At 65.8% G+C, this 11,963-nt stretch carries 11 protein-coding genes; all 11 read right to left on the bottom strand.

Translation table 11 applies throughout. The features are described 5' to 3' along the window. Positions 1 to 37: 37 nt before the first annotated feature. The 11 genes from nuoL to SKC41_RS00305 are packed head-to-tail and all read right to left on the bottom strand — an operon-like array spanning position 38 to position 11,963. Positions 38 to 1,924 carry an NADH-quinone oxidoreductase subunit L gene (nuoL, locus tag SKC41_RS00355; protein WP_442931643.1) on the bottom strand — a complete coding sequence of 629 codons (1,887 nt, stop codon included), beginning with the start codon at positions 1,922 to 1,924 and terminating at the stop codon, positions 38 to 40. A gap of 21 nt (positions 1,925 to 1,945) precedes the next feature. After that, on the bottom strand, positions 1,946 to 2,245 hold the full coding sequence (nuoK, locus tag SKC41_RS00350; protein WP_025735676.1) for an NADH-quinone oxidoreductase subunit NuoK: 300 nt from the start codon (positions 2,243 to 2,245) through the stop codon (positions 1,946 to 1,948). Further along, positions 2,242 to 3,018 (bottom strand): NADH-quinone oxidoreductase subunit J, encoded by a 777-nt coding sequence (locus SKC41_RS00345; RefSeq protein WP_442931642.1) that lies wholly within the window; start codon positions 3,016 to 3,018, stop codon positions 2,242 to 2,244. Before SKC41_RS00345 ends, nuoK begins: the two co-directional genes overlap by 4 nt. Before the next feature lie 5 nt (positions 3,019 to 3,023). Next, positions 3,024 to 3,581, bottom strand: coding sequence for an NADH-quinone oxidoreductase subunit NuoI (nuoI, locus tag SKC41_RS00340; protein WP_330975804.1), 558 nt, complete (start codon positions 3,579 to 3,581; stop codon positions 3,024 to 3,026). Beyond that, positions 3,574 to 4,833 carry an NADH-quinone oxidoreductase subunit NuoH gene (nuoH, locus tag SKC41_RS00335; RefSeq protein ID WP_330978699.1) on the bottom strand — a complete coding sequence of 420 codons (1,260 nt, stop codon included), beginning with the start codon at positions 4,831 to 4,833 and terminating at the stop codon, positions 3,574 to 3,576. The genes nuoI and nuoH overlap by 8 nt, the downstream gene beginning before the upstream one ends. Positions 4,834 to 4,841: 8 nt before the next feature. Beyond that, complete coding sequence (locus SKC41_RS00330; protein WP_330975803.1) at positions 4,842 to 7,259, bottom strand: NADH-quinone oxidoreductase subunit G; 2,418 nt, start codon at positions 7,257 to 7,259, stop codon at positions 4,842 to 4,844. A gap of 7 nt (positions 7,260 to 7,266) precedes the next feature. After that, the gene (nuoF, locus tag SKC41_RS00325) at positions 7,267 to 8,583 is read right to left on the bottom strand and encodes an NADH-quinone oxidoreductase subunit NuoF (protein WP_330975802.1); all 1,317 of its coding nucleotides are present in this window, start codon (positions 8,581 to 8,583) and stop codon (positions 7,267 to 7,269) included. After that, on the bottom strand, positions 8,580 to 9,362 hold the full coding sequence (gene nuoE, locus SKC41_RS00320; protein WP_330975801.1) for an NADH-quinone oxidoreductase subunit NuoE: 783 nt from the start codon (positions 9,360 to 9,362) through the stop codon (positions 8,580 to 8,582). The genes nuoF and nuoE overlap by 4 nt, the downstream gene beginning before the upstream one ends. Beyond that, on the bottom strand, positions 9,359 to 10,684 hold the full coding sequence (gene nuoD / locus SKC41_RS00315; protein WP_330975800.1) for an NADH dehydrogenase (quinone) subunit D: 1,326 nt from the start codon (positions 10,682 to 10,684) through the stop codon (positions 9,359 to 9,361). Before nuoD ends, nuoE begins: the two co-directional genes overlap by 4 nt. Continuing rightward, the gene (locus SKC41_RS00310) at positions 10,684 to 11,412 is read right to left on the bottom strand and encodes an NADH-quinone oxidoreductase subunit C (protein WP_330975799.1); all 729 of its coding nucleotides are present in this window, start codon (positions 11,410 to 11,412) and stop codon (positions 10,684 to 10,686) included. The genes nuoD and SKC41_RS00310 overlap by 1 nt, the downstream gene beginning before the upstream one ends. Further along, complete coding sequence (locus tag SKC41_RS00305; protein ID WP_036467525.1) at positions 11,409 to 11,963, bottom strand: NuoB/complex I 20 kDa subunit family protein; 555 nt, start codon at positions 11,961 to 11,963, stop codon at positions 11,409 to 11,411. The genes SKC41_RS00310 and SKC41_RS00305 overlap by 4 nt, the downstream gene beginning before the upstream one ends.

The following is an 11,963-nucleotide window of genomic DNA, read 5'->3' as shown; positions in this document are numbered from 1 at the left end:
GCGGGCGGTGCCCCCACTGCATCGTCACGGCGCGAGATCACCACAGTTGCACCGCCAGGATCGCCGCGACCAGCAGGGTGGCGCCGGCCAGCATCGACAGCGCGTAGGACCGGGCGAAGCCGGTTTGCAGTCCCCGCAAGCGATTCGACGTCCGGCTGACCAGCGCGGCCAGCGCGTTGACCGAGCCGTCCACCGCCGCGTTGTCGAACTCGGTGAGCTCCTCGGTCAACTGCGCGCCAGGGCGCATGAATACCTCCTCGTTGAAGGCATCGCCGTACAGATCTCTGCGTGCGGCCGTGGTGAGTGCCGACACCTGAACGGGAGCGACTCGGGGGATCTCCCGCCTGCCGTACTTCTGATAAGCCACCGCGATTCCGACCACGACGACCGACAGCGCGAGCGTGGTGCTGATCCACGCCGGCAGGGTGTGCGTGGCTTCCTCATGCGCACCGACGACCGGTTCCAGCCAGTGCGGCAGGGTGCCTCCGATGGCGAACAGTCCACCCGAGAACACCGAGCCGAACGCGAGCAGGATCATCGGCCCGGTCATCAGGGCGGGCGCCTCGTGCGGGTGACTGCCCGGCGCCCAACGCTTTTCGCCGAAGAAGGTCATCAGCATCACCCGGGTCATGTAGAACGCGGTGACGCCCGCGCCCAGCAGCGCCGCTGCGCCCAGCGTGTAGCCGCGGACGCCGCCGGCGCCCAGCGCCGCCTCGATGATGGCGTCCTTGGAGTAAAAGCCCGCGAACGGCGGCACGCCGATGATGGCCAGATAACCCAGGCCGAAGGTGATGAAGGTGATGGGCAGGGCGGCGCGCAGCCCGCCGTAGCGGCGCATGTCCTGTTCTTCGTGCATCGCGTGGATGATCGAGCCCGATCCGAGGAACAAGCCGGCCTTGAAGAAGCCGTGCGTGAGCAGGTGCATGATCGCGAACGCGTATCCGGCGGGACCGAGTCCCGCAGCCAGCACCATGTAGCCGATCTGGCTCATCGTCGACGCGGCGAGCGCCCGCTTGATGTCGTCCTTGGCGCAGCCGATGAACGCCCCGAACAGCAGGGTGACGGCGCCGACGAGGACCACGCCCAGTTGCGCTCCGGGAGCGAGGTTGTAGAGCGGGTTGGACCGCACGATCAGATACACACCGGCGGTCACCATGGTTGCGGCGTGGATCAGCGCGGACACCGGCGTCGGGCCCTCCATCGCGTCACCCAACCAGGCCTGCAGCGGGACCTGTGCCGACTTCGCGCAGGCACCCAGCAGCAACAGCAATCCCATCGCGGTGAGTACGCCCTTGCCGGCGGAGGGGGCGCCGGCGAAAACCCCGGCGTACGAGAGGGTGCCGAACGTGCTGAACATCAAGAACATGCCGACGGCCAGCCCGGCGTCGCCGACCCGGTTCATCACGAACGCCTTCTTGGCGGCCGTCGCCGCCGATGGCTTGTGGTACCAGAAGCCGATCAGCAGGTAGGACGCGAGACCGACGCCTTCCCAGCCGACGTAGAGCACCAGGTAGTTATCGGCGACGACCAGCAACAGCATCGAGGCCAGGAACAGGTTGAGGTACCCGAAAAACCTTCGGCGGTCCGGGTCTTCGGCCATATAGGCGACCGAGTAGATGTGGATCAGTGATCCCACGCCGGAGATCAGCAGCACGAAACAGATTGACAGCTGGTCGATCTGCAGCCCGAAGTCGACTTGAAATTGGTCGACCGGGATCCAGGTGAACACCGTCTGGTGGATGGCGCGGTGCTCACTGTCGCGGCTCAGCAAGTCCGACAGCAGCGTGACGCCGACCCCGAACGCCCCCAGCGCGGCGAGCACGCCCAGCCAATGTCCCCACGCGTCGGTGCGTCTGCCGCCGAACAGCAAGATTGCGGCACCCGCCAGCGGTAGTAACACGAGCAACCAGGTGAAGTGTGCGATGTTTGTCACGGCGGCGTTCTTCTACCCTTTGAGTAGGTTCGCGTCGTCGACCGACGCCGATTTGCGGGCACGGAAAATCGTCATGATGATGGCCAGGCCGATGACGACCTCGCACGCGGCCACTACCATCGTGAAGAACGCGATCATCTGCCCGTCGAGGTGGCCGTGCATGCGCGCGAACGTGACGAACGCCAGGTTCACGGCGTTGAGCATCAACTCGACGCACATGAACATCACGATGGCGTTGCGGCGCAACAACACACCTGAGGCCCCGATGGTGAAAAGCAGTGCCGAAAGGTAAAGGTAGTTAGCCGGATTCACGATGTACCGCCTTTGATGGCTTGCCGGCGGGGAGTCTCCTTGCCGTCCGCACCACGGGTTCGCAGCATCTTCGACACCGAATCGTCCGAGTAGGAGCCGTCGGGCAGCAACGCGGCAACGTCGACCGCGTTGTGGCGTGCGTAGACGCCGGGGTTGGGCAGCGGGGTCGGCCGGCCGGACCGGAACCGTTCTTCCGAGAGTTCGCGCTGGGTCTTGCGGCGTTCGAAACGCTCGCGGTGTGCGAGCACCATCGCGCCGACCGCGGCGGTGATCAGCAGCGCGCTGGTCAGCTCGAACGCCCACAGGTACCGCGAAAAGATCAGTGCCGCCAGGCCTTCGACGTTGCCGTTGGCGTTCGCGGTGGTCAGTCCGACGAAGCCCCCAGTCGTCACCTTGCCGATGGCGGCAACCAGCAGGACGCCGAACCCGACTCCGGTGACGACCGCGGCGACACGCTGTCCGCGTAGCGTTTCCTTCAGTGATTCCGCCGAGTCCACGCCGATCAGCATCAGCACGAACAGGAACAGCATCATCACCGCGCCGGTGTAGACCACGACTTGAACCACACCCAAGAACAGCGCGTCCTGGATCATGTAGAAGATCGCCAGGATGATCATCGTCATCGCGAGGAACATCGCCGAGTACACGGCGTTGGCGGCCGTGACCACCCCAATCGCGCCGATCACGGCCAGCGCGCCCAGCAGCCAGAAGGCCACGGCTTCGCCGGTGGAGGTGCGAACGATGACGTCGCTCGCCAGGTTGGTGGCAAGTATCGTGCTCACCTTGCGTCTCCGACCGCATCTTTGGCGTCGTTCCTGGCGCTTAAGCCATCCGCGGTGACGTTGCCCTGGTAGTAGTCCTTGTCGGTGGCGCCCTCGGCCCGAGGATGCGGCGGCGCGAGCATGTTCTGCAGCAGCGGCGCCAGCAGCCGGTCCTTTTCGTAGATCAGGTCGGCGCGGTTGTCGTCGGCCATCTCGTAGTCGTTGGTCATCGTCAGCGCGCGCGTCGGGCAGGCCTCGATGCACAGACCGCAGCCGATGCAGCGCAGATAGTTGATCTGGTAGACCCGGCCGTAACGCTCACCCGGCGAAAACCTTGCCTCATCGGTGTTGTCGGCGCCCTCGACGTAGATCGCGTCGGCCGGGCAGGCCCACGCGCACAGCTCACAGCCGATGCACTTCTCCAGCCCGTCGGGGTACCGGTTGAGTTGGTGGCGGCCGTGATAGCGCGGGGCGACGGGGCCGGGCTTCTCCGGATACTCCTCGGTGACATTCTTTTTGAACATCGCGGCGAATGTCACGCCGAACCCGGCGACGGCGTCGAGGAATTTAGCCATGTGCTTTCTCCTTGCTGGCACCGGCTGCCGAGGTCAGAACTTTGCTCGGCAGCGGTGGTGTCGGGAATGCCGGTGGCAGCGCTAAGGTGTCGCCGCGCTTACGAAGCTCTCTCGCCAGCGCACGATTGGCCGGTGTGCTGAATGGCTTGCGCAGCAACAGCACCAGCGCCACGGCGAAGACGAGGCTGCTGACCACCAGTAGGGGAGTCCAATGCGCGTAGCCCTCGTTGCGCAGCGTGCGGATGATCCCTGCGATCAGCACCCAGACCAGCGACGCGGGAATCAGCAATTTCCAGCCCAGCGCCATGAACTGGTCGTAGCGCAGCCGGGGCAGGCTGGCTCGCAGCCACATGTAGATGAACAGGAAGACCCACATCTTGGCGGTGAACCAGAGCACCGGCCACCAACCGGTGTTGGCGCCGTCCCACATGTTCAGCGGCCACGGCGCATGCCAGCCACCGAAGAACATCAGCGTGGCAAGCGACGAAACCGTCATCATGTTCACGTATTCCGCCAGCATGAACATCGCGAACTTCAGCGACGAATACTCGGTGTGGAAGCCGGCGACGAGTTCACCCTCGGCCTCGGGCAGGTCGAAGGGGGCGCGGTTGGTTTCGCCGACCATCGAGATCAGATAGATGATGAACGACGGCAGCAACAGGAATACGTACCAGACGCCGTCCTGCGCCTTGATGATTCCGGACGTCGACATGGTGCCGGCGAACAGGAAGACGGCCGCGAACGACAGCCCCATCGACACCTCGTACGAGATGACCTGCGCGGTGGACCGCACCCCGCCCAGCAGCGGGTAAGTCGAGCCGGATGCCCAGCCGCCCAACACGATCCCGTACACGCCGATCGCCGACAGCCCGAGGATGAACAGCACCGCGGCCGGCATGTCGGTGAGCTGCAATGGGGTGCGGTGACCGAAGATCGACACCTCGGGACCGAACGGGATGAATGCGAAAGCGGTGAATGCGGGGATCGTCGAGATGACCGGCGCCGCCATGTAGACAAACCAATCGACCCCGCGTGGGGTGATGCTTTCCTTGAGCGCCAGCTTGATTCCGTCGGCCAGGCTCTGCAGGACGCCCCACGGGCCCGCCCGGTTGGGGCCGGGCCGCAGTTGCATCCAGCCAAGGATCTTGCGCTCGAGCAGGATTGCCACCAGCACGTTCAGCATCAAGAAGACGAAGATGGCTAGCGCCTTGCCGAGCACCAGCCACCAAGTGTCGTGCCCGAAGGCGCTCAAGGTGGTCGTCATGAACCCGCTCCGATTCGCACGATGTTGCCGACGGTCACGCCCAGGTCCCGATGCACCGCCGAGCCCGGCGAATTCAGCGGCAGCCACACCACCCGGTCGGGCATGTCAGTGATGTTCAGCGGCAAGCTGATTGATCCGCGCGACGTGCTGACCGTGACCGTGTCGCCCTCGGCCGCGCCGATCTCGGCCGCGGTGCCCGCCGACAGCCGGACCACGGGTTTGCGTGCGGTGCCCGCCAGATAGGGTTCGCCGTCTTGGGCGCGGCCGTTGTCGAGCATCATCCGCCAGCCGGTGAGCACGGCTTCGCCTTGGCCGGGCTGCGGCGGCTGCGGCGCTTGAACCGTTGCGCCACTTGCGCGATCGCCCTGCCAGTTGCCCAGCGCCGCGACCTGCTCGCGGGCCGCGTGGACGCCGGTCATGCCCAGGTAAACACCCATTTCGTCGGCCAGCGTGTCGAGGATCTGGTGATCGGACTGAGTGGCCCGCTGGGTGCTGCCGTGCAGCGCGGGCTCGAAGGGCCGGAATCGGCCTTCCCAGTTGACGAATGCGCCCGCCTTCTGTGTGGTGGGCGCGACGGGGAACACCACGTCGGCGCGTTCGGTGACCTCGCTGTGCCGCAGTTCCAGGCTGACGACGAAGTTGGCGGCGTCCAGCGCGGCCAGTACGGCATCCGGATCGGCGAAGTCGGCGGGCTCGATACCGCCGACCAGCAGCGCGCCCAGGGATCCGTCCCTCGCGGCGGCCAGAATGCCGTCGACGTCACGCCCTGCGGCAGAAGGCAATTCGTCGACGTTCCACGCCGCGGCCACCTCCGCCCGGGCGGCCTCGTCGGCGACCAGACGACCGCCGGGCAGCAGGCCGGGCAGTGCTCCGGCTTCCAGCGCGCCACGGTCCCCAGCGCGCCGCGGCACCCAGGCGAGTCGGGCTCCGGTGGCATCCGCGAGGCGCGCCGCGGCGGACAATCCGCCCGGCACCGTGGCCAGCCGTTCGCCGACCATGATGACCGCTCCGGGCTTCGACAGCAGCTCGCCGACCTCGCCGGTGGCCAGGTCGTCCAGCGTGGATGGTTCGGCTCCCGGCACGGTTTGAAGCAGCCGGCCAGACATCTTCGTCAGCGCGCGAGTGGCGAACGGGGCGACCGCGTAAATCGGCACGCCGCGCTTGCGGGCGGCCTTGCGCAGCCGCAGGAATACGATCGGCGCCTCGTCTTCTGGCTCGAACCCGACCAGCACGACCACCGGCGCCGATTCCAGATCGGAGAAGCTGACCACGAGCGGGCGGCCCGCGATGCGTGCCGAAAGGAACTCCGCCTCTTCGGCCGAGGATGGGCGGGCGCGGAAGTCGATGTCGTTGGTGTCCAACACGATTCGCGCGAATTTGGAATAGGCGTAGGAGTCTTCCCAGGTGCCGCGGCCGCCGACCAGCACACCGGTACGCCCGCGGGCTGCTTCGAAACCCTGCGTTGCGGCCACGATCGCGTGCGCCCACGAAGCCGGCTGCAGCGTGCCGTCGGCGTCGCGGACCAGGGGAGTGGTGAGCACGTCGGGCTGGGTGTCGTAGCGGAACGCCCAGCGGCCCTTGTCGCAGTTCCACTCCTCGTTGACCTCGGGATCGTCACCGGCGAGCCGGCGCAGCACCTTGCCGCGGCGGTGGTCGGTGCGCTCGGCGCAGCCGCCGGCGCAGTGCTCGCACACGCTGGGGCTGGAGACGAGATCGAATGGACGGGCCCGGAATCGGTAGGCGGTGCCGGTCAGCGCGCCCACCGGGCAGATCTGCACGGTGTTGCCCGAGAAGTAGGAGTCGAACGGCTCGTTGGCGTAGATGCCGACCTGCTGCAGGGCGCCGCGCTCCTGCATGTCGATGAACGGATCACCGGCGATCTGCTCGGAGAACCGCGTGCAGCGTGCACACAGGATGCACCGCTCGCGGTCCAGCAACACCTGCGAGGAGATGTTGATCGGCTTGGCGAACGTGCGCTTGACGTCTTCGAAACGAGAATCGCTGCGGCCGTTGGACATTGCCTGGTTCTGCAGTGGGCATTCGCCACCCTTGTCGCACATCGGGCAGTCCAGCGGGTGGTTGATCAGCAGCAGCTCCATCACCCCGTGCTGGGCCTTGTCCGCGGCCTCCGAGGTGAGCTGGGTGCGCACCACCATGTCGTCGGTGCACACGATGGTGCACGACGCCATCGGCTTGCGTTGCCCCTCCACCTCGACCATGCACTGCCGGCACGCGCCGACCGGGTCGAGCAGCGGGTGGTCGCAGAACCTCGGAATCTGAATCCCCATCAACTCGGCCGCTCGGATCACCAGAGTTCCCTTGGGAACTGTGATTTCGGTGCCGTCGATGGTCAGCTTGACCATGTCGGGCGGCGTCGTCTCGCCACCGGTCTCGGTTTTGGCCGCGCTAGTCATCAGGGCGTCACGCCTTTCCGTTGGCCGTCAGCATGGAGTCTCGTGGGTCGAACGGGCAGCCGCCTCCTTCGACGTGGGCGATGTACTCGTCGCGGAAATGCTTGATCGACGACATCACCGGGCTGGCCGCACCATCGCCCAACGCGCAGAACGACTTTCCGAGGATCGCGTCGGAGATGTCCAGCAATTTGTCGAGATCGTCGTGGGTGCCCTTGCCCGTCTCGAGCCGTGTGTAGATCTGGTCGAGCCAGAACGTGCCCTCGCGGCACGGCGTGCACTTGCCGCACGACTCGTGCTTGTAGAAGTACGTCCAGCGCTGCACCGCGCGCACCACGCACGTGGTCTCGTCGAAGATCTCCAGCGCCTTGGTGCCCAACATCGACCCGGCGGCGCCCACACCCTCGTAATCCAGTGGCACGTCGAGGTGTTCGTCGGTCAGCAACGGCGTCGACGACCCGCCCGGTGTCCAGAACTTCAGGCGATGCCCGGCGCGGACCCCGCCGGCGTAGTCGAGCAACTCGCGCAGCGTGATACCCAGCGGGGCCTCGTATTGGCCGGGCCGGGTGACGTGCCCGGACAGCGAATACAGCGTGAAGCCAGGCGATTTCTCGGTGCCCATCGACCGGAACCAGTCGACGCCGTTGAGAATGATCGACGGCACGCTGGCGATGGTCTCGACGTTGTTGATCACCGTGGGGCAGCCGTAAAGGCCGGCCACGGCGGGGAACGGCGGGCGCAGCCGGGGCTGACCGCGCCGGCCCTCCAGGCCCTCCAGCAGCGCGGTTTCCTCGCCGCAGATGTAAGCGCCCGCACCGGCGTGCACCACCAGCTCCAGGTCGTAGCCTGAGCCCCCGATGTCGCGGCCCAAAAAGCCTGCAGCGTAAGCCTCGGCGACCGCGTTCTGCAGCCGGCGCAGCACCGGCACCACTTCGCCGCGCACATAGATGAAGGCGTGGCTGGCCCGGATGGCGTAGGAGGCGATGATGGCGCCCTCCACCAGTAGATGGGGCGTCGCCAGCATCAGCGGAATGTCTTTGCACGTACCGGGTTCTGATTCGTCGGCGTTGACGACCAGGTAGTGCGGCTTGGCGGCCGCGCCGGAGTCACCCTGCGGGATGAACGACCACTTTGTTCCGGTCGAGAAGCCTGCACCGCCACGGCCGCGCAGGCCCGAGTCCTTCACGGCCCCAATCACCGCGTCGGGCTCCATCTTCAGGGCCTTCTTCAGCGCCTGGTAGCCGTCGTGGCGCTGGTAGGTCTCCAGCGTGAACGACTTCGGGTCATCCCAGTAGCGGCTGATCACCGGGGTGAGCGGGGTGGTCATGACGTGCCTCCGGGAGCCGGCGGGGCTTCCATGCCCTTCTCCTTGGCGACCTCTAGTCCGGCCAGCGTGGCCGGACCGGCGCCGCCCTGACCTTCGTCGGGACGTTCGTCGGGGAGACCGGCCAGGATGCGGGAGGTCTCGCGGAACTTGCACAGCGGCGCACCGCGGGTGGGCGCCTTGGGCTTTCCGGCCCGCAGCGAGTCGACGAGTTCCCGCGCCGATTCCGGGGTCTGGTTGTCGTAGAACTCCCAGTTGACCATCACCACCGGGGCGAAGTCGCACGCGGCGTTGCATTCGATGTGCTGCAACGTGACCGATCCATCGGAGGTGGTCTGGTCGTTGCCGATGCCGAGATGCTCTTTGAGCGAGTCGAATACCGCGTCGCCGCCCATCACCGCGCACAGCGTGTTGGTACAGACGCCGACCAGGTAATCGCCGGTGGGGCCGCGGCGGTACATCGTGTAGAAGCTGCCCACCGCCGAAACCTCGGCGCCGGTCAGTCCGAGCTGCTCGCCGCAGAACTCCAGGCCCGCCGGTGTGAGATATGAATCCTCTGCTTGGACCAGGTGCAGCAGCGGCAACAACGCGGAACGCTTGTTGGGGTAGCGGCCGATGATCTCCTTGGCGTCGACCTCCAGCCGCGCCCGAACCTCCGGCGAATACGACTGCGGCGCACCCTCAACCACGAACTGGTTGTCTTCCTCGGGTGGCGGTCCCAGCCGGATGAACACGCGCTCGCCGGAGCCGCCCCCCGGGGTGGGAGCACTGGGTGCGGTCATCGGTCGACCCCGCCCATGACCGGGTCGATGCTGGCGACCGCGGTGATCAAGTCGGCGACCATGCCGCCTTCGCACATCGCGGCGACCGCTTGCAGATTGGTGAAAGACGGATCGCGGTAATGCACTCGGTAAGGCCGGGTTCCGCCGTCACTGACCATGTGCACGCCGAGTTCTCCGCGGGGTGATTCCACCGCGCTGTAGACCTGGCCGGCCGGCACCCGGATGCCCTCGGTGACCAACTTGAAGTGGTGGATCAATGCTTCCATCGAGCCGCCCATGATCTTGGCGATGTGCTCGGGTGAATTACCCATGCCGTCGGGACCTACCTTCAGGTCGGCGGGCCAGGCGATCTTGCGGTCCTCGACCATGTGTGGCCCCGGCTTCAGCTTGTCCAGGCACTGCTCGACAATCTTGATCGACTCCCACATCTCCTTGACGCGAATGATGTAGCGCCCGTAAGCGTCACACGTGTCAGCGGTGATCACGTCGAATTCGTAATTCTCGTATCCACAGTAGGGTTCGCTCTTGCGCAAGTCGTGCGGCAAACCGGTGGCACGCAGGATCGGGCCGGTGATACCCAGCGCCATGCAACCGGCCAAGTCGAGATAACCCACATCCTCGGTGCGCGCTTTCCAGATGGCGTTCTCGTTGAGCAGGTCGCCCATTTCCTTCAGCACTTGCCGCAGGCCGTTGAGGCCCTCGACGATGTCGGCTTCGGCACCCGGCGGTAAGTCCTGCGCCACCCCGCCCGGGCGGATGTAGGCACTGTTCATTCGCAGACCGCTGATCTTTTCGAACAGGGTCAAAACGATCTCGCGTCCCCGGAAGCCGACGAACATCGGCGTCATGGCTCCCAGTTCCATACCGCCGGTGGCCAGCGCGACCAGATGCGAGGAGATCCGGTTCAGCTCCATCATCATCACCCGGATGACGTTGACCCGCTCCGGGATCTCATCGGTGATGCCGAGCAGCTTCTCGACGCCGAGGCAGTAGGCGGTCTCGTTGAAAAACGGCGACAGGTAATCCATCCGGGTCACGAAGGTGACACCCTGCGTCCAGTACCGGTATTCGAGGTTCTTCTCGATTCCGGTGTGCAGGTAGCCGATTCCGCAGCGGACCTCGGTGACGGTCTCACCTTCGATCTCGAGGATCAGCCGCAACACCCCGTGTGTGGACGGGTGCTGGGGACCCATGTTGACGACGATGCGTTCACCGGGATCCGCGGCACGGGCGGCCTCGACGACCTGCCCCCAGTCCTGTCCACCGGCGACAACGACAGTTTCGGCGCCACCATCGTGCGTCGAGTCAGTGATTGTGCTCATTAGTTGTACGCTCTCCGCTCGTCGGGCGGGGGTATCTGTGCTCCCTTGTACTCGACGGGAATACCGCCGAGCGGGTAGTCCTTGCGTTGCGGATGGCCGTGCCAGTCGTCCGGCATCTCGATGCGGGTCAGCGACGGATGCCCGTCGAAGATGATGCCGAAGAAGTCATACGTCTCGCGCTCGTGCCAGTCGTTGGTCGGGTAGATCGCGTACAGCGACGGGATGTGCGGATCACCGTCGGGCGCAGACACTTCCAGCCGGACGCGGCGATTGTGCGTGATCGACTGCAACGGATAAACGGCGTGCAATTCGCGACCGGTCTCGTGCGGGTAATGCACGCCGTTGACGCCCAGGCACATCTCGAAGCGCAATTCGGGTTCGTCGCGCAGGCGTTGGGCGACGTGGGGGAGTGCCTCCCGGCGCACGTGCAACGTCAGTTCGTTGCGGTAGACGACGACTTTCTCTATCGCGTCTTCGAATTCGATGTCGCCGGCCTTCAGTGAGTCGGCCAGCCGGTCGACGACGTCGTCGAAATAACCGCCGTACGGCCGGGTACTGCTGCCCGGGAGCGTGATCTCCCGCACCAGCCGTCCGTAACCGGAGGTGTCACCCGACCCCGAAATGCCGAACATGCCGCGGCGCACGTTGATCACTTCTTCGTCGGGCGAGGGCACCGGACCGCCCACTTCGCTGGCGGCTACCTTCGGGTCCTGTTCCGGTGAGCTCATCGCAGCAGTCCACGCATCTCGATGGTGGGCCGGGCGCCCAGTGCCGCTTGCTCGGCTTCAGCAATGGCCTGCTCGCGGTTCACGCCGAGCGGCATTTCCTGAATCTTCTCGTGCAGCTTGAGAATTGCGTACAAGAGCATCTCCGGACGGGGCGGGCAGCCGGGGAGGTAGATGTCCACCGGAACCACGTGGTCCACGCCCTGAACGATCGCGTAGTTGTTGAACATCCCGCCGGACGACGCGCAGACGCCCATGGCCAGTACCCATTTCGGTTCTGCCATCTGGTCGTAGATCTGGCGCAGCACCGGGGCCATCTTCTGGCTCACCCGCCCGGCCACGATCATCAGGTCGGCCTGGCGCGGTGTTGCCGAAAACCGCTCCATCCCAAACCGTGCGATGTCGAACCGTGGTCCGGCAGTTGCCATCATCTCGATCGCGCAGCACGCCAATCCGAACGTTGCCGGCCACAGCGAGTTCTTGCGGACGTAGCCCGCGATCTTCTCGACAGTCCCGAGCAGGATGCCGGCGGGTAGCTGTTCTTCCAGGCCCAT

Source organism: Mycobacterium sp. 050128 (assembly GCF_036409155.1).
GTDB lineage: Bacteria > Actinomycetota > Actinomycetes > Mycobacteriales > Mycobacteriaceae > Mycobacterium.
Note: the sequence above shows the minus strand (reverse complement) of the source record. Positions and strands in the feature narration are given on the sequence as shown.